Annotated in this window: 22 protein-coding genes; 20 read left to right on the forward strand and 2 right to left on the reverse strand. The window is 49.8% G+C overall.

Going from position 1 to position 25,851, the window contains the following annotated elements; genetic code table 11:
• Positions 1 to 72 precede the first annotated feature (72 nt).
• Positions 73 to 2,049: an AraC family transcriptional regulator gene (locus NSU14_RS11445; protein ID WP_340944821.1), complete on the reverse strand. Its 1,977-nt coding sequence runs from the start codon at positions 2,047 to 2,049 to the stop codon at positions 73 to 75.
• A gap of 173 nt (positions 2,050 to 2,222) precedes the next feature.
• On the opposite strand from NSU14_RS11445, the gene sleB reads away from it, so the two are divergent.
• From sleB to NSU14_RS11545, 20 genes are all read left to right on the forward strand, one after another.
• Positions 2,223 to 3,089 carry a spore cortex-lytic enzyme gene (sleB, locus tag NSU14_RS11450; RefSeq protein WP_340944822.1) on the forward strand — a complete coding sequence of 289 codons (867 nt, stop codon included), beginning with the start codon at positions 2,223 to 2,225 and terminating at the stop codon, positions 3,087 to 3,089.
• A 184-nt stretch (positions 3,090 to 3,273) separates the two neighbouring features.
• Positions 3,274 to 4,554 (forward strand): EF-P 5-aminopentanol modification-associated protein YfmF, encoded by a 1,281-nt coding sequence (gene yfmF / locus NSU14_RS11455; protein WP_445670012.1) that lies wholly within the window; start codon positions 3,274 to 3,276, stop codon positions 4,552 to 4,554.
• A 2-nt stretch (positions 4,555 to 4,556) separates the two neighbouring features.
• Positions 4,557 to 5,837, forward strand: coding sequence for an EF-P 5-aminopentanol modification-associated protein YfmH (gene yfmH, locus NSU14_RS11460; RefSeq protein ID WP_340944823.1), 1,281 nt, complete (start codon positions 4,557 to 4,559; stop codon positions 5,835 to 5,837).
• Positions 5,837 to 6,604, forward strand: coding sequence for an elongation factor P 5-aminopentanone reductase (gene ymfI, locus NSU14_RS11465; RefSeq protein WP_340944824.1), 768 nt, complete (start codon positions 5,837 to 5,839; stop codon positions 6,602 to 6,604). Before yfmH ends, ymfI begins: the two co-directional genes overlap by 1 nt.
• Positions 6,605 to 6,719: 115 nt before the next feature.
• Entirely contained in the window at positions 6,720 to 6,980 is a 261-nt protein-coding gene (locus NSU14_RS11470; protein ID WP_036692667.1) for a DUF3243 domain-containing protein, read from the forward strand.
• Between the two features lie 147 nt (positions 6,981 to 7,127).
• The gene (locus tag NSU14_RS11475; protein WP_042138084.1) at positions 7,128 to 7,895 is read left to right on the forward strand and encodes a DUF3388 domain-containing protein; all 768 of its coding nucleotides are present in this window, start codon (positions 7,128 to 7,130) and stop codon (positions 7,893 to 7,895) included.
• A 29-nt stretch (positions 7,896 to 7,924) separates the two neighbouring features.
• Positions 7,925 to 8,884, forward strand: coding sequence for a RodZ domain-containing protein (locus tag NSU14_RS11480; protein ID WP_042138082.1), 960 nt, complete (start codon positions 7,925 to 7,927; stop codon positions 8,882 to 8,884).
• An 83-nt stretch (positions 8,885 to 8,967) separates the two neighbouring features.
• On the forward strand, positions 8,968 to 9,129 hold the full coding sequence (locus NSU14_RS11485; protein WP_167347618.1) for a hypothetical protein: 162 nt from the start codon (positions 8,968 to 8,970) through the stop codon (positions 9,127 to 9,129).
• Between the two features lie 234 nt (positions 9,130 to 9,363).
• Positions 9,364 to 9,855, forward strand: coding sequence for a YajQ family cyclic di-GMP-binding protein (locus tag NSU14_RS11490; RefSeq protein ID WP_042138080.1), 492 nt, complete (start codon positions 9,364 to 9,366; stop codon positions 9,853 to 9,855).
• A gap of 150 nt (positions 9,856 to 10,005) precedes the next feature.
• Complete coding sequence (pgsA, locus tag NSU14_RS11495) at positions 10,006 to 10,593, forward strand: CDP-diacylglycerol--glycerol-3-phosphate 3-phosphatidyltransferase (protein ID WP_039294770.1); 588 nt, start codon at positions 10,006 to 10,008, stop codon at positions 10,591 to 10,593.
• Between the two features lie 59 nt (positions 10,594 to 10,652).
• A complete protein-coding gene (locus NSU14_RS11500) occupies positions 10,653 to 11,942 on the forward strand; it encodes a competence/damage-inducible protein A (protein WP_042138077.1) in 1,290 nt (429 codons plus the stop codon).
• A gap of 285 nt (positions 11,943 to 12,227) precedes the next feature.
• On the forward strand, positions 12,228 to 13,292 hold the full coding sequence (recA, locus tag NSU14_RS11505) for a recombinase RecA (protein ID WP_042138075.1): 1,065 nt from the start codon (positions 12,228 to 12,230) through the stop codon (positions 13,290 to 13,292).
• 134 nt (positions 13,293 to 13,426) lie between these two features.
• Positions 13,427 to 14,161, forward strand: coding sequence for a regulatory protein RecX (locus tag NSU14_RS11510; protein WP_340944828.1), 735 nt, complete (start codon positions 13,427 to 13,429; stop codon positions 14,159 to 14,161).
• Between the two features lie 308 nt (positions 14,162 to 14,469).
• Positions 14,470 to 16,011: a ribonuclease Y gene (gene rny, locus NSU14_RS11515; RefSeq protein ID WP_039294762.1), complete on the forward strand. Its 1,542-nt coding sequence runs from the start codon at positions 14,470 to 14,472 to the stop codon at positions 16,009 to 16,011.
• A gap of 262 nt (positions 16,012 to 16,273) precedes the next feature.
• Positions 16,274 to 17,068, forward strand: a complete 795-nt coding sequence (locus NSU14_RS11520) for a TIGR00282 family metallophosphoesterase (RefSeq protein WP_039294761.1) — start codon at positions 16,274 to 16,276, stop codon at positions 17,066 to 17,068.
• Between the two features lie 202 nt (positions 17,069 to 17,270).
• Positions 17,271 to 17,531 (forward strand): stage V sporulation protein S, encoded by a 261-nt coding sequence (locus NSU14_RS11525; protein WP_019910496.1) that lies wholly within the window; start codon positions 17,271 to 17,273, stop codon positions 17,529 to 17,531.
• Positions 17,532 to 17,752: 221 nt separating this feature from the next.
• On the forward strand, positions 17,753 to 18,742 hold the full coding sequence (locus NSU14_RS11530; RefSeq protein ID WP_340944833.1) for a dipeptidase: 990 nt from the start codon (positions 17,753 to 17,755) through the stop codon (positions 18,740 to 18,742).
• A 154-nt stretch (positions 18,743 to 18,896) separates the two neighbouring features.
• Complete coding sequence (pduL, locus tag NSU14_RS11535) at positions 18,897 to 19,469, forward strand: phosphate propanoyltransferase (protein WP_039294751.1); 573 nt, start codon at positions 18,897 to 18,899, stop codon at positions 19,467 to 19,469.
• Between the two features lie 195 nt (positions 19,470 to 19,664).
• A complete protein-coding gene (locus NSU14_RS11540) occupies positions 19,665 to 22,613 on the forward strand; it encodes an EAL domain-containing protein (RefSeq protein ID WP_340944835.1) in 2,949 nt (982 codons plus the stop codon).
• Positions 22,614 to 22,786: 173 nt separating this feature from the next.
• Positions 22,787 to 24,370 carry a DEAD/DEAH box helicase gene (locus NSU14_RS11545; protein WP_445670013.1) on the forward strand — a complete coding sequence of 528 codons (1,584 nt, stop codon included), beginning with the start codon at positions 22,787 to 22,789 and terminating at the stop codon, positions 24,368 to 24,370.
• Between the two features lie 548 nt (positions 24,371 to 24,918).
• Here NSU14_RS11545 and dapA read toward each other — a convergent pair.
• Positions 24,919 to 25,794 (reverse strand): 4-hydroxy-tetrahydrodipicolinate synthase, encoded by an 876-nt coding sequence (dapA, locus tag NSU14_RS11550; protein WP_042138071.1) that lies wholly within the window; start codon positions 25,792 to 25,794, stop codon positions 24,919 to 24,921.
• Positions 25,795 to 25,851: the final 57 nt, after the last annotated feature.

Raw genomic sequence — 25,851 nt, forward strand, 5'->3', positions numbered from 1 at the left:
CAAAAAAGATGACCCGTAGAAGTAGATACGGGTCATCTTTTTTAAGTTAGGCAATTTGTGGTCAATCTAAAATTATTTCACCCGGGGTGCTGCAAGCAGTTTGTCCACAATGAAATCAAGCTGTGCGTTCAGCGAATAGATATCGCTGTAATAGGATAATCCGAAGTCAATCTCCATCAGGCGGCCTTCTTTGACTGCCGGAATGCTGTTCCAGAGCGGATCGGCAGTCAGATCAGCCATCCCATCGTAGGAAGAACGGAAGATATAATCTCCACTGTAATCGGCCAGAACTTCAAAGGATACGGAATCACCGCCCATATCGCTCTTGGAATCAATTTTTTGCTGGAGAATCTCAGGCGCCTTCATTCCGAGATATTCATAAATGACCTGTGAACCCCGGCCATATTGTTTGCTCATGACCACTACCATGCTGCGGTCTGCGCCGCCTTCCATGATGGAGACCGTTGAACCGAGAATTCCCGCTTCCTGCAGCTTCTGCTTACTGTCCTCCACTTTGGCATTGAAGCTGTTCAAAAGGCCGGTAGCCTGTTCTTCCTTGCCGAAAATATGTCCAATGAACCTTACCCGCTCATCGGTCGTCATCTTCTCATAAGGGACCAGCACTGTCGGTGCGATGTCATGCAGTGCTGCATAGGTCTCCTCAGAAGGAACAATGATCAGATCGGGATCCAGCGAGAGTACAGCCTCAGGACTAGCCTCAAACCAGGTGCCCAGTTTCTGTACATCCTTCAATTCATTCTCAAAGGCTGCGCCTTCGGATACATCAGATACACCTATGGGTTTGATACCAAGTGCGAGGACATCGCCCAGCAGATACAGTACTACCACACGCTGGGGATCGGCTGGAACCTCTACGTCTCCTTTGACGGTGGAGATGGTCCGGGTCTGGGCCTCGGCTGCAGTGTTATCAGGGGATGTTGTAGCGGCTGCAGTCGCAGCAGGCGAAGCGGCTCCTGAGTTGCTGGCATTGCCCGCTGTAGTGTTGTTGGCACCTCCTGCGGAACACGCGCTTAACACTATGGTGAAGCATAACAACAAGGTGAGCATTAGGGATGGTTTAGCCGTTCTGAACATGGGTGACGCTCCTTTTGGGTTATATTGATAATGATTATCATCATCAATATATCGGAGAGTGTCTTCCCAGGCAATGTCATAAGCGGACACAGCGGATGGTATTTCCGGCCAGTTTGACACGGTTAGCAGGGAATTTTTGTACCTTACCGGCGAGGTGCCGAAATGCTTTTTGAACATTTTCCCGAAATGATATGCATCCGGGTAGCCGACGGCAAGCGCAATATCATGCAGCGTGGACTCTGTATTCAGTAGCAGCTCCCGGGCTTTGTCCATACGGATCTGTATCATATACTGGGCAGGGCTGGTCTGAAGCCTCATCCGGAAAAGCCTCGACAAGGTTCTCGGGCTCATCCCGAGTGTGCCGGCGAGTGCATCCAGCGTGAATGGTTTGCTGTAACTGTCGTGCATGTAGCGTACTGCCTGGTCCAGCGAATCCGCTTTGAGGGGCTGAATATCCTGCGCATGGAGCTGACGGAGCAGCTCATGGACCCATTGATAGAACAAGGCTTTGGCATGCAGATGCTCGAGTACGCCGCCTTGCTGCCATTCGCCATACATCTGGATCAGGATCTCGTACAGCGGAAGCGGATTGCCTGGAGTGAAATTGTAAATTTTGCTAAAAGGCCGGCTGCGCTCCATAAGTGCTGTAAGATTCCGCCGTCCGGGGAGCGTAAGTGTGGATCTGTACAAAATTAAGTAATAATCCAGGATTTCCTGTGTCTTGAGCACTTTGATCATCATGCCTTTGCCGCCATGAATGACACTGGAGCCGCTGATTTCAAATGAAATTTCATCTATAAGCACAGTTGCACTGCCGCGTATGACATACATATATGTACTGGCTGGAAGGCGGTACAGCAGCGGAGGTTCTCCCGAAGTGAAAGAGGCCTTGCGGATATCAATAACTTCTATTAAAGCGTGGTTCCACAGTATGATATGGTCCTTCAGATTCATGATTCTTCTCAACTCCTGTTGGTTCATAACCCAAGTATAGTTGATAATTGTTCTCAGTTGCAATGGATTTGCTCTTGCCAGTCTTACGGTAATGCATAGGATGTCTTGTGAGTCGTCATAATAACTTTAGCCATTCATGCAGAACTTACAAGAGAAAGGTAGAGCGAACCCCCATGACAAAACATAAGCAGTGGATCTTTGCCGCACTAACCCTTGCCTTGGCCGCCGCACCATTTGCCGGCGTATTCTTTGAAGAACGCGGCGTGACGTACGCCCAATCGTATGCAGCAGCACCGGTTATAACGGAATTTCCTGACGAAGGGGAAGAAGCATTACCCGCTTTTGGCACAACGCCGCTGAAGCTTGGATCTTCCGGACAGGATGTGTATGAGCTGCAGGGGAGACTTAAGCATCTTGGCTATTATGCCGGTCCCATTGACAGCCAGTTCGGAGCCAAAACCAAAAATGCCGTCACCTGGTTCCAGTGGAAATTCGGCTTGAAATCCGACGGAGTTGTTGGTGCCAAAACAAAGCTCAAACTGTACAATGCAACAACAGCCTGGAAACCTACAGCCCCCAAGACATCGACCGCCAATAAGGATACATCATCCGGAACGGCGGCAAAAAAGAATGATACAGCCAAAACGAATACAGCTGAGCTGTCTTCCGGCAATACGATGGGGCTGTCCGAAAATGACCTGAAAATCATGGCTAATGCCGTTTACGGTGAATCACGCGGGGAGCCGTTTGAAGGACAGGTAGCGGTGGCGGCGGTTATTCTAAACCGGGTTAAATCGCCGAGCTTTCCCAACACGCCTTCGGGTGTGATTTTTCAACCCGGAGCCTTTACGGCTGTAGCTGACGGACAAATTTATCTGGAGCCTAATGAACAGGCACGCAAGGCAGTGCAGCAGGCGCTTAACGGCTGGGACCCTTCCGGCGGCTGCCTCTATTATTTCAATCCCAAGACAGCTACTTCCAAATGGATCTGGAGCCGTCCGCAGGTGAAGACGATCGGTGAGCATATTTTCTGTATGTAGCTGAAGGAATGTTTTTGCACAGCAAGGCATTAATGGCAGCATGACAGCGTCCGTATAAATCCTTTCTGAGAGCAACCGGTACGCTGTCTTCCGGTTGCTTCCTTACTTTGGAATGGTTTAGAATGGATAATACTTCATAAACTTGTTGTATAGCATCTACCCACGCCGCAAAGGAGTTTTGGACTTGACAAATAATGGATTTCAACATGGCAACGCCGCAGGCATGCGCATACACGTTCTGCCGACCAAGGCGTTCAAGACGTTCGCCATCTCACTTTATGCCGGCGTTCCGCTTGACGAAAGTACCGTCACCCCTACAGCGCTGGTTCCTTTTGTGCTCCGCCGGGGCACAGCCTCCTACCCTGAAACCACCCAGTTCCGCGAACGTCTGGAGGAGCTTTATGGTGCAGGTTTCGGCTTCGACATCTACAAACGCGGCGATTATCAGATCGTGCAGTTCCGGATGGACACGATCAATGACTCCTTCGTACAGAGCAAGGAGAGCCTGCTTGGAGAATCTTTTGCTTTTCTGGGAGAAGTATTGACCCGGCCTTTGCTGGAGGACAGAAGCTTCCGCGCGTCCTATGTGGCGACTGAACGCGAGACCGTCCGCAAGAAGCTGGAAGCGATTGTGAACGATAAAATCCGTTACGCGGCAGAACGCTGCATTGAGGAAATGTGCCGCCTTGAACCCTACCGTCTGCATCCGCTCGGACAAAGAGCCGATCTGGATGCCATTACCCCTGAATCGCTATACCAGTCCTATAATTCCTGGCTGAATGGAGCGACCCTTGATCTGTACGTGGTAGGTGATACTACACCGGAAGAAGTGGAGAAGCTGGTCATTGCCAATTTCGGCCGCGCGCATCATTCCGAATCTGCGCCGTACACCTCAGACTTCACCCCGGTAACGGTTACGGAAGTGCGGACGGTGGAGGAGAAGCTGGATGTCAATCAAGGCAAGCTGAATATGGGTATGCGTACCTCAATCACGTACAAGGATGACAGATACGCTTCTGCGCTTATGTACAACGGCATCCTCGGCGGATATCCGCATTCGAAGCTGTTCGTCAACGTGCGCGAGAAAGAGAGCCTGGCCTATTATGCTTCCTCCCGCTACGACGGGCATAAGGGCATCGGGACGATTCAATCGGGAATTGAGACCCAGAATTACGGCAAGGCCGTTGATATCATCCGCAAGCAGCTTGATGAGCTGAAGGCCGGCAATATCAGTGATCTGGAGCTGAGCCAGACCAAAGCGATGATCCGCAACCTTTTGTCCGAAATTCAGGATTCCGCATTTGAGATGATCTCGTTTGATTTCAACCGCCAGATATCCGGCAAAGACCGTTCTGCACAGGAACTGATGGACCAGGTTGACCACATCGGGGCGGAAGAAGTGAAGGCTGCGGCTGACACCTTCCAGCTTGATACGATTTATTTCCTGACAGGGAAGGAGGAATAGCGGTGGAAAAGCTCCATTACGAAAGACTTCAAGAAACACTCTATCATGAGGTTATGGATAACGGTCTGCAGGTGTATGTGCTGCCGAAGCCGTCTTTTCTCAAAACCTACGCTACCTTTGCGACCAAATACGGTTCTGTAGACAATCACTTTAAGGTAGCGGGCGGGGAAGAAACCACCGTGCCTGACGGTATCGCCCACTTCCTGGAGCACAAAATGTTCGAAGAGCCCGAAGGCGATATCTTTGCCACCTTTGCTTCCAACGGCGCATCTGCGAATGCATTCACCAGCTTTGACCAGACGGTATACCTTTTCTCGGCGACGGAGAACATTGAGCAGAATCTCAGTACGCTCGTTGATTTTGTGCAGCGTCCTTATTTCACGGATGAGAATGTGGAGAAGGAAAAAGGGATCATCGGCCAGGAGATTAACATGTATGCGGATAACCCGGACTGGCGTGTGTATTTCGGGCTGATCGAAGCGATGTATGCCAAACATCCGGTTCATATTGACATTGCCGGAACCATCGAGTCAATCGCAACCATCACCAAAGAAACGCTGTATACCTGTTACTACTCCTTCTACCATCCCAGCAATATGCTGCTGTTCATTGTCGGCGGTGTCGATCCTGAGAAGGTATTTGAACTGATCCGCAACAATCAAAAGGGTAAAAATTATGAGAAGCAGGGTGAAATCACCCGTATCTTCGAGCACGAGCCGCATGAGGTGGCATCGAAGCATGTGGAGAGCCGGCTCGCGGTCTCCATTCCCAAAATGATGTTCGGGTTCAAGGAAAAGGTGGATGGCCTCACGGGTGAGGCTGCAGTTCGCCGTGATCTGACCACCAGACTGATGCTGGATCTGCTGCTCGGCAGCAGTACGGCGCTGTATCAGAAGCTCTATGATGAGGAACTGATCTCGGACAGCTTCGGCCATGAATTTAACAGCTCCCCGCAATATGCGTTCTCGGCAATCGGCGGTGATACCAAAGATCCGGGCCTTCTGCTTGACCGGATCAAAGAAGAGGTTGGTCATATCCAGGAGACGGGCTTCGCAGAGAAGGATTTCGAGCGTGCCCGCAAAAAGAAAATCGGTGGCTATCTGCGTATGCTAAATTCGCCGGAGAGCATTGCCCATGAGTTCACCCGTTACCAGTTCCGCGGCGGAGATCTGTTCGAAGTGCTTCCCCTCTATGAATCGATCACGCTGGAGGAAGTGAATGACCGGCTGCGTAATCATGTGGACTGGGAGCAGCTGGCTGTGTCGCTTGTGGTGAGTCCTTAATGGCATTACCGGGAGAGGGCAGCAAAGCGATTGGCGAAATGACAGTGCTCATTACCGGAGGCAGCGGGGGAATCGGCGGAGCCATCGCCGAGCGATTTGCTTCGGTAGGCATGAACATTGTGATTCATTATATGAATTCGCATGAAGCGGCAAATGATGTTGCCCGGCGGTGCATGGCGCTGGGGGCAAAGGTGATGACTGTGGCTGCGGACATGAAGGACCGCAGCCAGCTTGTGCGTATGGCCGAGCGGCTTGAGGCCAGCGGCATGATGCCGGATATTCTGGTCAACAATGCCGGGAAGGCGCATTATGGCATGCTGGCCGATGTAACGGAGGAAGTGTGGGACGATATTATGGCGGTGAATCTGAAGGGCACCTTTATGTGCAGCCAGATTTTTATGCCTTATATGGTCTCCCAGCGTTACGGGCGGATTATTAATGTTTCTTCCGTATGGGGGATTTCGGGCGCTTCCTGTGAAGTGGCGTATTCGGCCAGCAAGGGCGGAGTGAATGCTTTCACCAAGGCGCTGGCGAAGGAGCTGGCACCTTCCAAGGTTACGGTCAATGCCGTTGCACCGGGAGCGGTCCAAACAGCCATGCTGGCCAATCTGCAGGCGGATGAGGTGAAGATGCTGGAGGATGAGATCCCTGCGGGGAGGCTTGCTTCTCCTGAAGATATCTCATCGCTGGTTTATTTTCTGGCGCTGCCTGAATCGGGCTATATTACCGGCCAGATCATCAGTCCGAACGGCGGCTGGATTACTTAAGGCCAGTCAGCATGAGTTCTGGAGAAATGCTCCAGCATAAGAACTTCCGGCTTGAGACATATTATAACTGTTGCTTTTAAATCTCAATATCATTACAACTTGAGGAGGATTTAAGATGTCAACAGATTCCGTAGTGAAGAACTTTGATACCTGGAAAAGCTTTCTGGGAGACCGGGTCATTCAGGCCGAAAAAATGGGGATGAGCGACGAGACCATCACCAAGCTGGCTTTTGAAATCGGGGAATTCCTCGATAAGAAGGTCGATCCGGGCAACTATTCCAACCGGGCCATCAAAGAGCTCTGGGATGTCGGAACGGATGATGAGAAGCATACCATTGCTGGACTCATGGTCAAACTGGCAAAGAAAAACGCATAAGCATGCGGAAGAAGCTCCCCTTGCGGGAGCTTTTCTGCAATTATTACAACAGTGTCCTTGCCTTTCAAAATTTTTTTATATATCATTAACATGACCCGTGTAGCGAAAGTGACATGCAGGGAAAAGGAATCTATGAGGTGCGCTAAAGTGGAATATAAACAGTGGTATATGGAGTACAAGATACATAAGAACAGACCCGGTCTCCTTGGAGATATCGCTTCAATGCTGGGAATGCTGGAAGTCAATATCCTGACGATTAACGGTGTTGAAGGCAAAACCCGCGGGATGCTGCTGGAAACCAGTGACGATGAGAAGATCATGCTGATGGGCGAGATGCTCAAAAAAGTTGATAATATAACGGTTACGGCACTGCGTTCTCCGCGCCTTGTGGATAAGCTTGCCGTCCGTCATGGACGATATATTGACCGCGATTCGGATGACCGCAAGACCTTCCGCTTCACCCGCGATGAGCTCGGACTGCTGGTGGATTTCCTCGGTGAATTGTTTAAGCGGGAAGGGAATCAGGTTATAGGTCTACGAGGCATGCCGCGTGTAGGGAAGACGGAATCTATTATTGCCGGCAGTGTATGTGCCATGAAGCGCTGGACCTTTGTCTCATCGACGCTGCTGCGGCAGACGGTACGGAGCCAACTGGCGGATGATGAGCTGAACCCGAATAATGTATTCATCATTGACGGAATTGTCAGCACTATACGTTCGAATGAGAAGCATTACAACCTGCTGCAGAACGTTATGAGTATGCCGAGCACCAAGGTGATTGAGCACCCGGATATTTTTGTGCGGGAATCCGAATACACCTTTGATGATTTCGATATCATTATCGAGCTGCGCAATACGCCAAACGAAGAGATATTGTACGAGTCGTTTACGACAAGCTACAGTGATGATCTTTAATATATATTATATTTTTAGGGGGTGATGGTATGTCGGAACTGGGCCGGCATTTGAAGGAGGCGCGTCTGCAAAAAGGGATGAGTCTTGATGATGTCCAGGAAGTAACAAAGATCCGCAAAAAATATTTGGAAGCCATCGAAGCAGGTGATTATAAAGTGCTTCCGGGAAGTTTCTATGTCCGGGCCTTTATCAAAACCTATGCTGAAGCGGTCGGGGTAAACCCGGATGAACTGATGGAGGAGCACGGCAATGTGCCTGCGGCTCCGGTCGATACCACCATGGAGACAGTGATCCAGAAGCGGAGCCGCAAGCCTGAAACGGAACGGAATGCCAAGTGGCTGCCTACCTTGCTGATGTGGACCTTTCCTGTCTTAATCCTTGTGGTCATCTATCTGTATGCATCTTCAACGATGAATAAAGAAGAGGCGGACAAAACGGATTCGGGGAGTTTGACTGCCGCTACGCAAGATCCGGCGAAGGTTCAGCCTTCAGCCACAGCGGCCGGCGGCGGTGCAGCAGCTACAGCTACTACGGATACTGGAGCAACTGCGACTGTTGCACCAACTGCTACTCCGGTGCCTTCCCCGACTCCGTCCACGCAGTCCATAACGGTTACAGAGGACCGCAAGTCGGGCAAAACGACAATCTATAAGGTTACGGCACCTGCGGGAAGCTCGGTTCAGGTAGAGATTGCCGCGACGGGAGTCAGCTGGCTTGAAGTCTACCAGGGTGAGAACTCCAAGGGGGAGAAGCTAAGCTTCGGGAACACTAAGGCTGGCGATAATATGAGCTTTACGCTCGGAAGTGCAGGAATGTACATCAAATCCGGATATTCCCCGGCTACCACAATTTCAGTAAACGGACAAGTTATCACCGATGGCAAAACATCGTCCCGGCTGCTTCTGGAGCTGGATGACGGAACTTCTGCCTCCGGCACTGATGATGCAGCTAATGCTGCTTCTGACGGTGAGAGTGCCACAACCGAATAGCAAATCCAATGTATAGGTTTCGGCGGATTGGAGAACCTAGGAATGATTTACAGTTCTTACTCCAAAGTGAGGTGTATTCTCTCATGACCGTCAGCTGGATCGTAACAGGACTTGGCATTATTGTCAGTCTCCTCGGTTATTATCTGACACCGAGTGCCTGGGGCTATGGTATTCTGGGCTTCGGACTGGCACATATTGTGCTCGGGATTCTGGATATGTTCCGGGCTCCTGCACGCAGCAGATAATACCTGGATGTGAGCGTCTCCCGGAGTTTGCTTCGGGAGACGTGTTTTTATAATGTAATCCTTAATACATAGTTATACGCTCTATCTCTTTTACGTTCTATCTCTGGAAGCCAGGGCCCCACTTTGTGGGGTTGTTTTGTAATGCCTGTGGTACTTTTCTTTCCAGTATTAGACTTAGGAGTCCCTTTCTCATATAATAGGAACAGACTAAATGTAAGCAAAGGACGTGGAATCATGAGTTCGGAAAGTTCATTCGACATTGTATCCAAAATGGATATGCAGGAATTGACCAATGCGGTCCATCAGACGGAGAAGGAAATTGATAACCGCTTCGATTTCAAGAACAGCAAAAGCAGTCTAAAGCTGGAAAAAGATGCGCTGATCATCGCTTCAGAGGATGAATACAAGCTAAATGCGGTTATTGATATCCTGCAGTCGAAAATGGTTAAGCGAGGAATTACACTGAAAAATATGGATTTTGGCAAAGTAGAACCCGCCTCACTGGGCACTGTACGCCAGCGTCTGGGCCTGAAGCAGGGAATTGATCAGGAGAACGCGAAGAAGATTAATATCTTGATCCGTGACTCCAAACTAAAGGTGAAGAGCACCATTCAAGGGGATCAGATCCGTGTTACCGGTAAAAGCCGCGATGACCTCCAGCAAATTATCCAGCTCCTGCGCAAAGCTGATTTGCCGCTCGATCTGCAGTTTAACAATTTAAAGTAAGCTTACGTACCCCGCAGTGTATACGCACCTTACTTTGCGGGGTATTTTATGTTTTTTTGACACTTATTTATGGCTATAATATACTAGCTAAAGCAGTTTTGAAGAAAATTGTGGAATATCGGATTCGTATGGATCAGGGGAGGAACTTCAGTGAATTTGCCCAACCGCATCACGCTAGCACGTATTTGTCTTATCCCGATTATGATGTTTTTTCTGCTGGTGGATTTCAGCTTCTATCCGGAACCGATACATTGGGGCTCATTTCAGCTTTCAATTAATCATTTGATTGCAGCTGTTATTTTCCTGCTTGCCGCCAGTACAGATGGAATAGACGGGTACATAGCCAGAAAGTATAACATGGTCACCAATCTCGGCAAACTGCTGGACCCGCTTGCAGACAAGCTGCTGGTCTCTGCAGTATTGATCTCGCTGGTTGAGCTGGGAAGATGTGATTCCTGGATTGCCATTGTCATCATCAGCCGTGAATTTGCCGTGACCGGCCTGCGCCAGGTGGCATTGCTTGAAGGTAAAGTAGTGGCCGCGAGCAAATGGGGCAAGATAAAGACAGTCACTCAGATTGTCGCGATTTCGCTGCTTCTGCTTAACAATTTCCCGTTCCAGTTCGTCAGCATCCCGGTGGATGATATTGCGATTTGGGCTGCAGCGATTATCACCATCTATTCGGGTATTGATTATTTCGTGAAGAACAAGGACTTGCTGCAGCTTCATAATGCCTGAAGTTTGCTAAGCTGCTTGATTTTTGCATCATTTCTACAATCAGGAGGAGAACGCCAGCTATGAAAGCGGAAATTATTGCCGTTGGAACAGAACTTTTGCTTGGACAGATAGTAAACAGCAATGCCCAGTTTCTTTCAATAGAGCTGGCTGCGTTAGGGATTGATGTATATTTTCAGACCGTAGTCGGGGACAACAAGAACCGTCTTCTGGAAGCAATTGAGATTGCACGGAACCGTGCGGATATTATATTGTTCACCGGCGGAATCGGACCGACGGAGGATGATCTGACCAAAGATGCACTTGCTGCGGCGCTTGGCCGTACCCTTCATATCGACCAGCTTGCTATGGATCATGTGCAGCGCTTCTTCGATGACCGCAAGATTGTCATGACCGAGAATAACCGCAAGCAGGCGCTGGTGATTGAAGGAACGACACCGTTGTCTAATGAAATCGGCCTTGCGGTAGGTATTGCTTTTGCAGAAGATAACAAGTATTACATCGTACTGCCGGGTCCTCCCCGGGAGATGAAGCCGATGTTCACAGATAAAGCCAAGCCTTGGCTGCAGCAGCATGCACTGACCAGCGAAATGCCGATTTACTCCAAGATGCTTAAGTTTGCAGGCATTGGCGAATCACTGCTGGAGGACAAGCTGATTGACCTGATCCGCGGCCAGAGCGATCCTACGATTGCTCCTTACGCCAAGGAAGGCGAAGTGACAGTGCGTATTTCCACCAAAGCTCCGTCTGAGCGTGAGGCTATGGTTAAGCTTGATGTGCTGGAGAAGAAGATTGCCGATATTCTGCCGGAGAATCTGTATGCCAATATTGATGTGCCGCTTGAACAGCTGATTGTCGACTGGATGGCGGATGCAGGCCTGACGCTTAGTGCTGCTGAGAGCTGCACGGGCGGACTGCTGATGGAGAGCATTACGAACATCCCGGGCAGTGCATCCATGTTCGCCGGTGGAATCGTCTGTTATTCGAACGATTTGAAGAAGAAGCTGCTGAATGTGCCTGCAGCTATGCTGGAGGGGCCTGACGCACCCGGTGCGGTCAGCCGTGAGGTAGCCGAAGTGCTGGCAGAGCAGGTGCGGATGATCGGGGATAGTGACTTTGGCTTGTCTGTTACGGGTGTAGCCGGGCCGGGATATTCTGAACGGAAGCCTGTGGGGCTGGTATTCGTCGGACTGGCCGAACGCGGCCGGAAGACGGAGGTATACGAGCTGAATCTCAAGGGAACCCGCGAGAATATCCGCCTGCGTACAGTCAAGGCTTTGCTGTACCGCCTCTGGCGCCGGCTGGAGGAACGCAAGGTGGCTACCCCGCTTGAAGGATCGGCCTTGCAATAATCAACCGGGCCGGTATATAATTTGTTCATACGGAAGAACCGTGGCATAGAAATTCTCTGCTGCGGTTCTTTGTTTATATTCCCCGCTGGCGTGACCTCTATGATCCACCGCGTGAGACCTTTTGAGGATTAAGCCCTGTGTGTCTATCATCCGGAAGGAGGCTTACAATAAAAGGGAGTATTAACCCGGGAGACAAAAAAAACGAATGTATGTTCGAAAAAAAGCTTGGCAAGACCTCCAAAACACGTTATTATAATACTATAAACAGTGAAGGAAGTGGTCTGATTGTCAGATCGTCGTGCAGCGCTTGATATGGCGCTTCGTCAAATAGAAAAACAATTCGGTAAAGGTTCGATCATGAAACTGGGAGAATCCACTCACATGAAAGTGGAAGTTGTACCTAGCGGATCTTTGGCACTTGATATTGCACTAGGTATTGGCGGACTTCCCAAAGGACGCATTATTGAAGTATACGGACCGGAATCATCCGGTAAGACGACCGTTGCACTTCATGCTATCGCAGAAGTACAGAAGCTTGGCGGACAAGCTGCTTTCATCGATGCGGAGCATGCTCTTGACCCTAAGTATGCGAATGCGCTTGGCGTTAACATTGATGAATTGCTGCTATCCCAGCCGGATACGGGCGAACAGGCACTGGAAATTGCTGAAGCTCTCGTTCGCAGTGGAGCTGTAGACATCATCGTTGTGGACTCCGTTGCAGCATTGGTACCGAAGGCCGAAATTGAAGGCGACATGGGAGATTCCCACGTAGGTTTGCAGGCCCGTCTGATGTCCCAGGCATTGCGTAAGCTTTCGGGTGCCATTAACAAATCCAACACGATTGCCATCTTCATTAACCAGCTTCGTGAGAAGATCGGAGTTATGTTCGGTAACCCTGAGACCACTCCGGGTGGACGCGCTCTGAAATTCTACTCCTCCGTTCGTCTCGATGTACGCCGGGTAGAGAGCATTAAGATGGGGAACGATGTTGTGGGTAACCGCACCAAGATCAAAGTCGTGAAGAACAAGGTAGCGCCTCCGTTTAAGCAAGCGGATGTGGATATCATGTACGGCGAAGGGATTTCCAGAGAGGGAAGCCTTGTGGATATCGGTACTGAGATGGATATCGTCAACAAGAGCGGCGCCTGGTATTCTTATGAGGGCGAGCGTCTTGGCCAAGGCCGTGAGAACTCTAAGCAGTTCCTGAAAGAACATCAGGATATTGCTCTGTTGATTGAGAATAAGATCCGCGAAGCAAGTAACTTATCTACTCTGGTAGCTGCACCAACAGAAGCTGATGTGGTTGCAGAGCAAGAGGAAGAAGAGAAATTGCTGCTTGAGATTGAATAATGTAAGCTCCAGGTCCTTAGCAATTTAATTTTAATAATGAAGATAAGATATAAGGCGCCCTGTGATGAATGAGCAGGGCGCTTTTTCGTAAATTAAACAGGCATTATGTCTATGTTAACGAGGTGAGTGACAGTATGGTGATACAATTGGATTCTGAGCCGGATGAACAGGATGTACAGATTCTGGCCGATTTTCCCGAATATGAGGAACTGGTAATTACGCGTGTAGAGCGTCTGAAGAAGTCGAACTACCGTTATTTGATTCATTTCGGTGCCTATAACGTGACTGTTCATGAAGATGTCATGATTAAATACCGGATGATTTCCGGAAGCTCGTTTGTGAAGGCGGATCTGGAGGAAATTGTTGCTGCCGATGAACGCCAGCGGGCCTATGTAGAAGGTCTGAAATACCTGGAACGCAAGCCCAGAACGGCACAGGAAATGGCCCGCCGTTTACGGGAGAAGGAAATAGGGGAGACTGTTATTGCCGAAGTTCTGCTGCGGCTGCAGGAGGAGCGGCTTCTGGATGACCCCCTGTATGCCAAGCAGTGGGCGGAACAGCGCATAACGAACCAGCGTAAGGGCAAAATGTGGATCCGCCAGGAGCTTCGCGAGAAGGGGATTGATAAATCGCTGATCTCTGAAGCACTGGATCAGATCACCCCTGAGCAGGAAATGGAGAGCGCACTGCAGACCGGGCGGAAGAAATGGAATTTGCTCCGGGGAGATATAAATGAGAAGCGGCGCAAGACGGGAGCCTTTCTGATGCGCAGAGGATTCTCCGGTGAAATGGTACGCCAGGTGATCCAGATTCTACGTGCGGAAGAGGATTCTGCGGGGGAAGAAGAGGAGATTTTCGATCTGGATTGATTCTCTTGACTTTAATGCGTTTATCGACTCTCTTGACAATGTCTTTTTATAAATAATAAAATATAACATGAATCGGCATAAACTAAGAATCCTTTTTCCTTCCCAAAAAGCAGACTCTTATGATCCGGTTCGCGTACAACTCATATGAAATGTAATCGCCGGATAAGGCGGGCAGTGTGCATGTGCAGCATGTGCAGTATGGCAATCGGTGTATTACCGGTTTTTTGTATGGTGATGAACGGATAGTTTAACAACTGCACAAATACCCAAGGGTAAGCCTTGGAGGATATCAACGAGGAGGTGAACAGATGGAAACAGTGATCTGGGTCATTATCGTTCTCGTTGTAGCTGCAGCATTCTTTGGATTCGGTTATTTTATTCGTAAATCCCTTGCAGAAGCTAAGATTTCAAGCGCAGAGAAAGAAGCCGTAGTCATCGTGGAGAACGCGAAGAAAGAGGCGGAGGCGCTGAAGAAGGAAACGGTACTCGAGGCTAAGGACGAAGTTCATAGAATCCGTACCGAAGCTGAGAAAGAAACTCGTGAACGTCGGAATGAAATCCAACGGCAAGAGAGACGTTTGCTGCAAAAGGAAGAATCGCTGGATAAAAAAATGGAATCGCTTGAACGAAAAGAAGAACAAGTAGCTAACAAAGAGAAACGAATTGATGAAACCCAACAGCAGATTGATGTTATTTACAAGAATCAGGTTACTGAGCTGGAACGTATCTCCAATCTGAGCATCGATGATGCCAGAAGTATCATTCTCAGCAATGTTGAACAGGAAGTTCGCCATGAAACTGCTCAGATGATTAAGGAAATAGAACAGCAGGCCAAGGAAGAAGCGGACAAGAAAGCCCGCGAGATTATTACACTGGCTATTCAACGCTGTGCAGCTGATCATGTGGCAGAAACCACGGTTTCTGTTGTTACATTGCCGAATGAAGAGATGAAAGGCCGGATTATTGGCCGCGAAGGCCGTAACATCCGCGCCCTGGAAACTCTTACGGGGATTGATCTTATTATTGATGATACGCCGGAAGCGGTTATACTGTCAGGATTTGATCCGATCCGCCGTGAGGTGGCCCGTACAGCACTTGAGAAACTGGTGGCTGATGGACGTATCCATCCGGCACGGATTGAAGAAATGGTGGAGAAATCCCGTAAAGAAGTGGATGAGCGGATTCGTGAATACGGTGAACAAGCTACCTTCGAGGTTGGCGTTCATGGTCTGCATCCGGATCTGATCAAAATTCTGGGCCGTCTGAAATTCCGTACGAGCTACGGTCAAAACGTACTTAAGCACTCCATGGAGGTTGCTTATTTGACTGGACTTATGGCCGGTGAGCTTGGGGAAGACATCGTGCTTGCAAAACGTGCCGGACTGCTGCATGATATCGGCAAAGCGCTTGATCATGAAGTAGAAGGCTCGCATGTTGAAATCGGCGTCGAACTGGCGAAGAAGTACAAAGAACATCCGGTGGTTATCAACAGTATCGCATCCCATCATGGAGATGTCGAAGCTACCTCGGTGATTGCTATGCTGGTCGGAGCTGCTGATGCATTGTCAGCTGCACGTCCCGGCGCACGCCGCGAAACCCTGGAAACGTACATCAAACGTCTGGAGAAGCTGGAGGAGATCTCCGAGTCCTTCGAAGGCGTTGAGAAATCCTATGCTATACAAGCAGGCCGCGAGGTCCGCGTAATGGTACAGCCTGAGAAGATTGATGATGCGGAAGCTTTCCGTCTGGCCCGTGACATTACGAAGATGATTGAGAGTGAGCTGGATTATCCGGGTCATATCAAGGTTACCGTTATTCGTGAGACACGTGCTGTAGAATACGCTAAATAAGCAAGGAAATCGGCCCCCCTGCGGGGCCTTTTTTCTTGCATACCGCTAGCGGCCGCATGAGCTGAATCATAGTCAGAGGGGTAAGCCCTGAGTTTGGAACCATGCAGAATCGGTGAAATTAAACTTATAAATAAGTTTTGTACGAAGAGTATTCTCAAAAGCTGATGCTTACAAAACTTAAGAGTATGCTTTCGATGCGAGTTTTGTACGAAGTAAAATTCCAAGAAGCTGATGCTTACAAAACTTTTAGGAGGAGAAAATCATTAAAGTTTTATTTATCGGTGACATCGTTGGCAATACGGGCAGAAAGGCACTGCGTGAAATGCTGCCATCTCTGAAAAGTAAATATCAGCCGCATATTATTATTGCCAATGGTGAGAATGCAGCAGCCGGAAGAGGGATCACAGCGGCTATAGCCAATGAATTTTTCAACTGGGGTGTGCACGGGATTACGATGGGCAATCACACCTGGGACAACAAGGATATCTTTGAGTTCATTGATGACGAGCCGCGGATCATCCGTCCGGCTAATTTTCCTCCGGGGACTCCTGGCAGAGGGTACACTGTGGTTAAAGGCAACGGCAAACAGCTGGCAATTGTGAACCTGCAGGGCCGCACCTTCCTTCCGGCGATTGATGATCCTTTCCGCATTGGCGAGGAGATTGTGGAAGAGCTGCGCAGAGAGCATAAATGTATTCTGGTTGATTTCCATGCTGAAGCCACCTCCGAAAAAATAGCAATGGGCTATTTCATGGATGGCCTCGCCTCGATCGTTGTAGGCACGCACACTCATGTACAGAGCAATGACGATGTGATCCTGCCTGGAGGCACGGCTTATTTGACAGATGCGGGCATGGTTGGTTCAAGAGAAGGAATTCTGGGTATGGAAAAGGATGCGATCATCTATAAATTTACAACTCAGCTTCCCTCCCGGTTTGTAGTCGACGAAGGCAAATGGCAGCTGCACGGTTTATTTGCAGAACTTGATGAAGCTACGGGTAAGGCGACACGACTGGAGAAGATCCGGCTGCGTGAAGATGAATGGGTGATGAGCTAGAGGATTTACAAAGAATCAGGGTTTTCGGGAAAAGTCGCTTGTTTTGGGTGAAGTGTGATATTTATTATATCGAAAAAGAGTATCTTTTGAACTAATTTCTCCAGAGAGGTCCGCAAAAAGAAGGAATTAAATCTTCTCTCGCGAATAACATCTACTGTAGTGGAAGAAGAACACCATCATTTTCCCAGGGGAGGTACTTACTATGGATGTATTAAAAGTATCAGCTAAATCCAATCCAAATTCCGTTGCTGGCGCACTAGCAGGTGTTCTTCGCGAACGTGGATCGGCCGAGCTACAAGCTATTGGAGCAGGAGCACTGAACCAGGCAGTCAAAGCAGTTGCCATCGCCCGGGGATTTGTCGCACCTAGCGGAGTCGACTTGATCTGTATCCCGGCTTTTACGGATATAGTGATTGATGGGGAAGACCGGACGGCGATCAAACTTATTGTTGAACCCAGATAATTATATGACCTTTTTAGATTGAGCCTGTTTACATTGTAAACAGGTTTTTGTATTTTTGGGGTGCCCCACTTTGTGGGGTTATTTTGATATATAAGAATGTATATGCTTCGTAGCCGTTCCCACTTACTGTCCCGTCTCATCCCTGATGCTGTGGCATACACTTATAAATAAGAGATTCCACCGTTATTCAGTTCTTCAAGAGAAGGGAGACGATCTTTACAGTGAGTGTCAAGAAGCTGAGAGTGGCGGATTTCCACTGCGATGCCTTAAGCAAGCTGCAGGCCAGTCCGGAGATAGATTTCAAGAATGACCCCCGTCTGGACGTGACGGCAGAGCGGATGGTGGAGGGGAATGTCGAACTTCAGGTTTTTGCGGTTTATTTGTCGGCGGACCGCGGGAGAGCGAAGTTTGAGGATGTTCTCGGGCAAATTGAATTATTCCGGCAGAAGGTAGTTGGCCCAGGGGGCCTTCAGTGGCTCCGCTGGAAGGAAGAGGCAGATGAACAGATACTTACAGCCCCTGCCTTCGGGATGCTCTCTTTGGAGGGCGTGGACGGTCTGGAGGGCAATCTGTTCTATGCACAGCTGTGCTTTGAGCTGGGAGTGCGTTTCCTGGGGGTAACCTGGAACTACGCCAACTGGGCTGCGGATGGTGTGCTGGAGCAGCGCAACGGCGGTTTCACGGAGAAGGGGAGGAAGCTGATCGAGTGGTGCAACGGAAGCGGTATGCTGCTGGATGTGTCCCATCTGGCACCGGCAGGCTTCTGGGAGCTGGCGGAACGCAGTAAACGCCCGTTCATAGCTTCACATTCCAATAGTGCGGCCATCTGCGGCCATCCCCGCAATTTGAGTGACGGGCAGATTCAGGCGCTGATTGCGGTGGACGGGCGGATGGGATTAACCTTTGTCCCCTGGTTTGTACGTGACGGGGGAGGGGCGAAGATTGATGATATGCGGAGGCATATTGAACATGTCTGCGCGCTGGGAGGCTCGAAGCAGCTGATGTTCGGCTCAGATTTTGACGGCATTGAGATGTGGGTCGAGGGCCTTGAGCATCCGGGCAAATATGCGGAGTTTACTGACTTGCTGCTGAGGTACTATCCCGAGGATGAGGTGAAAGGCTGGTTGTGCGGGAATGCGCTGACTTACCTAAGAACGCATCTGCCTTCTTCTGCGGGAGTGAATCCGCTGTCCCCACCAGAGGGATTATAAAATGGCAAAACTATGACAATCCGTTTCTCGGATCGTAAAATGTCGAAAAAAAGGCGCTCATTGTGATGAGGGTCTTTTTTTTTAAGGGTAATAAGATGTATAATGTTCAGTGGCTTGTACAGATACTAGAGAAAATACAAGGAGTGACTTAAAAATGAGCAAGACTGTATCCGTAGGTGTGTCGGCCCGACATATTCACCTTACGCAGGAGCATGTGGAAGCATTGTTTGGCGCAGGTTACCAATTGACTGAGTTCAAACCCCTTTCCCAACCAGGACAATTCGCAGCAAATGAGCAAGTAGCAGTAATCGGTACCAAAGGTAAGTTCGACAAAGTGAGAATTCTCGGCCCGGCCCGTCCGGCTTCCCAGCTGGAAGTATCGCGCACAGACGCATTCAGCCTCGGCGTGAAGGCACCTGTACGTGAATCCGGCCATATTGAAGGAACACCAGGCATTACTATCAAAGGTCCAGCCGGTGAAGTTGAACTGGAGACAGGTGTCATTGTGGCAGCCCGTCACATCCACTTCCACACTTCTGAAGCAGAAGCTTGGGGCATTGCCGACAAGCAGCTCCTGAAGGTACGCCTTGGCGGCGAACGCGGCCTGGTGCTGGAGAACGTAATCGCCCGTGTATCCGACAATTTCAAGCTTGATATGCATATCGACACCGACGAAGCTAACGCTGCAGGTGCCAATAACGGCGATACTGCTGAAATCGTAGATTAGTCTTATAATATTATTGCAAGGCAACGGGCAGGGGAGAAATCCTCTGCTTTTTTTGTGCTTTTGTCGAATAAAGGGTTTTCGTTGTTGTTGTGGAATAAGAGTAGCATCTGGGAAAATATTCTTGTATGTACCAAAAGCCGGTATCTGGTGTTCAGCGGGTGGTTGCCAAAATGCATTCAGAAAGAAGGCGGAGCAATGAACCAGAAGGAATCGAGTTCAACTTCAACCGATGAGGCAGCAGCCGGAACAGTGGTGTTATCGGAATTTATGGCGGAAAGAAACAAGCGGTTTGAATTAGCACAGGTACTGGCAAATGTGGGGTACTGGGAATATGACCGGATTTTGCAAAAAATAACGTGGTCGAAACATATGTATGCGATTTATGGTCAGGCGCTGTCTTCCGGAGTGGATTTAGATAATGTATTTGCCAGGGTCCATGAGGAGGATGCAGGGCGGGTAAAATTGGCTTTCTCTAATTCCCTGGAGTCCATGCAGTCCTATCAAATAGAATATAGAATTATCCGCCCGGACGGAGAGGTCCGTTATGTCGCTGAAAGTGCGCGGTTTTGGGACAACGAGGCGATTGGGACTGTTCAGGATATCACGGAAAAGACAGCTTTGCAGCTTCAACTGATTGAAGAAGGCCAATACTACAAATCACTGTTTGAAAATAATACGGATGCGGTATATTCCAGCAATCTTGAAGGTATGATTCTGTCCTGCAATGCAGCTATGAACGGACTGTTTGGATATACCGAGGGCGAGCTGGTCCATGCCAGCTTTGAACGCCTGATTGATCCGGAGCAGGTCAGCCTCTCCAGAAAGGTTATTGCAGAAGTGATAAATACCGTAAGCCCGCGAAGCTATGAGCTGACAGCCAGGCATAAGGATGGCACGGCTATTGATATTTTTGTAACGAATATTCCTGTAATGATTGCTAATGAGCTGGTGGGTATCTATGGCATAGCCAAAAATGTAACGGAACAAAAGTCCATGGAGCGGCATCTGCTGGAAGCGGAGGCTAAATACCGGAGTATAGTGGAGCAGTCGATAGTAGGTGTTTTTATTGTTCAAAATGGAATATATATCTATGCTAATCCTCATCTTGAACGAATGCTGGGGAACGTTAATTTGATGGGACGGCAGGTATTGGATTCCATCTACCCGGGGGACCGCGATACGGTATCCACCAAGATGCTGGGTTTAACGGAAGGGCAATTTAACCGCACTATGATACATAGAGCCGTCAAGCCGGATGGCAGCCTTATTTATTGTGAAGTACATTACACCCGGATATTACACATCAATGAGGATGCAATCGTTGGCACTGTCCTGGATATTACCGAGCGGAAGGAAACGGAGCAGGAAACAGAGTATTTGGCGTATCACGATTATCTGACGGGGCTTCCCAATCGGCGGATGTTTGAAGAGCAGCTGGATCAACAGTTAAGACTGGCATCATTTTATAATAAAAAGCTTGCGGTGCTCCTGATTGATCTGGATCGCTTTAAGGCCGTCAATGATATTCTGGGGCACACTATAGGTGACACATTGCTCAAACAGTTTGCCGTCAAACTGCAGGAAAGCCTTGAAAATGGATGGGTGGCGTACCGGTTAAGCGGGGATGAGTTCTGTATTATTCTGCCGGAAGTGGAGAGCCACCGTGAAGCGATTTTTCTGTCCGAGTCCATTATCAGCCGTACCAAGGAAGATTATTTAATAGCAGGCTTTGAGCTTAATATCACGCTGAGTATGGGGATCAGTATTTTCCCGGAGGATGGGGATTCGGTTGATAGGCTCCTGCTGAATGCAGATTCGGCTCTATATCATGCCAAGTCACAGGGGAGGGACCAGGCCCAGTGCTATTCCTCATCGCTGAACATTCAGTCTTTCAAAATATTCACCATGACCAATGATCTGCGCAAAGCCCTGGAGAAACAGGAGCTGTTCCTGCAATATATGCCGCGAGTGGATACGCAGACCCGGGAAATTCTCGGTGCCGAGGCGCTGATCCGCTGGAATCATCCGGACTGGGGGCTGGTGTCGCCGGCGGAGTTCGTCCCGATTGCAGAAGAGAGCGGACTTATAGTGCCTATCGGAGAATGGGTGCTCCGGGAAGCTTGCCGGCAGAACAAGCAATGGCAGGAGATGGGGCTGCCGCATATTACGGTATCTGTTAATTTCTCGGTGCAGCAGCTGTTCCAGCAGAATATTCTGCAGACGATTGATGAAATTCTCGCCGGGTCCGGGCTGGCTCCCGAATATCTGGAGATTGAAATCACGGAGAGCTCCTTCATGACCAATGAGAGGGAAGTCATTCAATTGCTGGAGGAGCTTAGAAAACGGAAGATTAAAGTTTCACTTGATGACTTTGGAACGGGTTATTCTTCTTTATATATGCTTAAGCGGTTAGCGCTGGATACGGTGAAAATTGACAAGGCCTTCGTGGAAGAAATTTTGACTGACCCTGTAAACCAAAGCATTATTGAGTGCATTCTGAATCTGGCCAAGGCGCTAAAAATGAATGTTGTAGCTGAGGGTGTGGAGACGGAGGCGCAATATGAGTATTTAAAGGAGCAGCATTGTGATGAGATACAGGGTTATTATTTCAGCCGTCCGGTTGAACCGGAAGCCCTGGGAATGCTGCTTCGCGAGAAGCATATGGCCAACACGAGCCCGGGAGTAACAGAAATCCCGCCAGTCAGTAACCGCCGGGAATACTTCCGCGTAGATTTAGCCAATCCGCTTGTTGCCGGAATGACGATAAGTACGTTTAAGGGCAGGGAGGTAGATCTCGGAAGTACCGAGGTATATCTGACCAATATCGGACCGGGCGGATTGAAATTCGTGATGGGCTATAAGCTGCCGGTGAACGACAATATTCTGCTTAAGTTTGAAACCGAGATTCTGCATCAGCCAACCCATCTGTTGGGCAAAATTGCCTGGACCCACGAATTGGAGAATGGCGCGGTGTATGAGTACGGTGTCCAGTTTCAGATGGAGGAAAGTGAACGGCTCGGGCTGATCCGGAATCTGAATAACCTGGCGATCCAAATCCGTGAAGGCACGCCTGCGCATACCCGGATATTCCTGGGCGACCCGGTGAAAAGCATTAAAGAACAGCTGAAAAAAGTCCGGCTGTAACAGATAAATATTGGTTTGGAAGAGGAGCGATGAAAGTATCGCTTCTTTTTAATGGCTAAACGTGTTATCATTATGTGTTATGACTTTGACGAGCGCTATGTGGAGACGCCGCAGATGATATATACAGTGATTAATGGCTTGCTAATATATGTACTCAAAATTAAGGAGATAAAATGACATTTAACGATTTGAACTTGATTCCCCCGATTCTCAAGGCACTGAGCCTGGAAAACTATACATCCCCGACTCCAATTCAGGAGGAATCCATCCCTGCGGCCTTGGCCGGCAGAGATATTCTGGGCTGCGCCCAGACGGGTACCGGAAAAACCGCAGCTTTTTCATTGCCGATTATTCAGCTGCTCAGTCAGCAGCCGGCCAGAACCGGCGGAGCGAAACGTATCCGTTCCCTGATTCTGACTCCGACCAGAGAGCTAGCTCTGCAGATCTCCGAGAATATTCAGGCGTACAGCAAGTTCACAACGATCCGCTCGACAGCGATTGTCGGAGGGGTATCCCAGAAGGCCCAGGAACGGGCGCTTAGCCAGGGTGCAGATATTCTGATTGCTACACCGGGCAGACTGATCGATCTGATCAGCCAGAGACATGTGGATCTGCAGCATGTGCAGATCCTCGTGCTGGATGAAGCGGACCGCATGCTGGACATGGGCTTCATTCATGACGTGAAGCGGATTATTGCCAAGATGCCGGCCAAGAAGCAAACGCTGTTCTTCTCGGCAACGATGCCGGCGGAGATCTCCCAGCTGGTGAAGACATTGCTGGTGGACCCGGTGAAAATTGAGATTACTCCGGTATCTTCGACCGTAGACAGAATCGAGCAATCGATTTATTTGCTGGAGAACGGCAATAAGCAGAATCAGCTGAACCGTCTGCTGCAGGATCCTTCGATCGTGTCCGCGCTCGTCTTCACCCGCACCAAACGCGGAGCTGACCGGGTAACCCGCGATCTGACCCGGATCAATATTACCGCTCAGGCCATTCACGGCAACAAATCGCAGAATGACCGCCAGAATGCGCTGAGAAACTTCAAGAGCGGCGCGACACGTGTGCTGGTGGCTACAGATATCGCCGCCCGCGGGATTGATATTGATGAGCTGTCCCATGTCATCAACTTCAACCTGCCGAATATTCCGGAAACCTATGTTCACCGTATTGGCCGGACCGGCCGTGCGGGAATGAGCGGAGTTGCCATCTCGCTGTGCGAAGCTGAGGAAATTCCATACCTAAAGGATATCCAGAAGCTGATCGGCAAGGTGATTCCGGAAGTGAAGGATCATGCTTACCCGATGTCCAAGAGCAATCTGGCATTGCTGGCAGACCGTCCAGGCAAAGCACCGGCCAAACCGTCGCAGAAAGCCAAAACGAATCCGGCACGCAAGCCGAAATCGGAATGGTTCTCGCAAGGCAAGCAGGGCGGCGGTAACGGCGGAGCGAAAAGCGCGTCGGGCAGTAGCTATGCGGGCAGCGGAGCGAAAAGCGCGTCGGGTAGTGGCTATGCGGGCAACGGAGCGAAAAGCGCGTCGGGCAGTAGCTATGCAGGCAGCGGGGCTGGCAGTAGCCGGCCTGCTGGCGAGTCCGGCAATAGAGCAGGCTCCGGCAGCCGGCCGGGCGAAAGATCTGCCGCCCGTCCAGGCGGCAACCAGAGCAGCAAGCCGGCTGGAGGCCAATACGGCCGTTCCAGCCAGTCCGGCAACAGACCTGGCAACCGTCCTGCGGCCAAAGCAGGCAGATCTCAATAACTTTTTGAGATGAATAATGTAAAGATAAACAGCAGCCTTCCCTTGGGAGGCTGTTTTATTTGATTTGAGGTAAAACCTTTGCGGATGCGCAATGTACTCGGATTATCGCATACAATGGGTTCGTTTACCCTTGCGGATGCGTAATGTATTCGGTTTATCGCATACAATGGGTTCATTTAGCTTTACGGTGACGCAATGTATTCGGTTTATCGAATACAATGGGCTCGGTTACCTTTGCGGTGACGCAATGTATTCGGTTTATCGCATACAATGGGCTCGTTTACCTTTGCGGATGCGCAATGTACTCGGATTATCGCATACAATGGGTTCGTTAACTCTACCGTTCGTGGTTTTCTGCATACTTTAGCCATATTCCCTTCACCCATTGCATATTGAGAAACTGTAAGGAAGCGTCTCGTAAAACATTACTTACTCGTCAATCATTATTAGTAGAAGAGCACGCAAAAACCGCCGCTTTCCAGTCCCTGACTGAGAAGCGGCGGTTTCGCCGATGTTGCCTTTATTGTTACTATAATGAGCAGAAGAAGTTACCCGGCGAGATAAGCACCCAGCTCTTCGCGCAGCGCAGCGCTGATGGAGGTCATCGGCAGGCGGAGCGTGTCGGAGGAGATCTCGCCGCGTGCACTGAGCAGCCATTTGATCGGCGCCGGATTGGATTCCTTGAACAGCAGCTTCATCAGCGGCACGAGCTGATCAAAGGCAGCCCGGGCGGCCTCTACCTGGCCGGCTCTGTACTGCTCATAGATGCTGAGATAGGAGGCGGTATGTACATTGGCCGAGGCCAGCATGCCACCGGCAGCTCCGCAGCCCAGCATATCGAAGAAGTTCAAGTCATCGCCGCAGAGCACGGGCTTGGAGCCGTGGCGGGACAGCTCGGAGACCAGCACCGGAGAGCCGGAGCAGTCTTTTAACCCGACAACGTTGTTCATCTCCAGGATCGTACGGGCGGTGTCTACGGACATGCCGACTCCGGCGCGGCCGGGAATATCGTAGGCGATGATCGGAAGGCCGACCTCAGCTGCCTTGCGGAAATGGGCGATAATGCCTTCCTGCGAAGGACGGCTGTAATAAGGGACAACAACCAGTGCGGCATCGGCACCTGAGTTCGCAGCAAGCTCTGTGCGGGTGACAGTGGACATTGTATCATTGGTACCCGTGCCAACCACGAGCGGGATGGAAGTGTTCTTCAAAAGCTCACGTGATGCATCCACGAGTGTCTGCAATTCCTGTATGTTGACTGTCGGCGATTCTCCAGTGGTTCCATTAACGACCAGACCATGAATACTGTTCTTGATGATGTTGTTCACATACCGCTGATACGACTCCAGATCAATCTCGCCGGCGGCATGGAACGGGGTTACCACGGGAACATAGATTCCATAAATCTGTTCTTCTGTTAACATGAATATCGTCCTCCAAAATTGTAAAATCCTTTTATCCTACTGTACCATGGATTATTG

Origin of the sequence: Paenibacillus sp. FSL R10-2771 (genome assembly GCF_038000205.1) — a bacterium.
Taxonomy (GTDB): domain Bacteria; phylum Bacillota; class Bacilli; order Paenibacillales; family Paenibacillaceae; genus Paenibacillus_AQ; species Paenibacillus_AQ phytohabitans.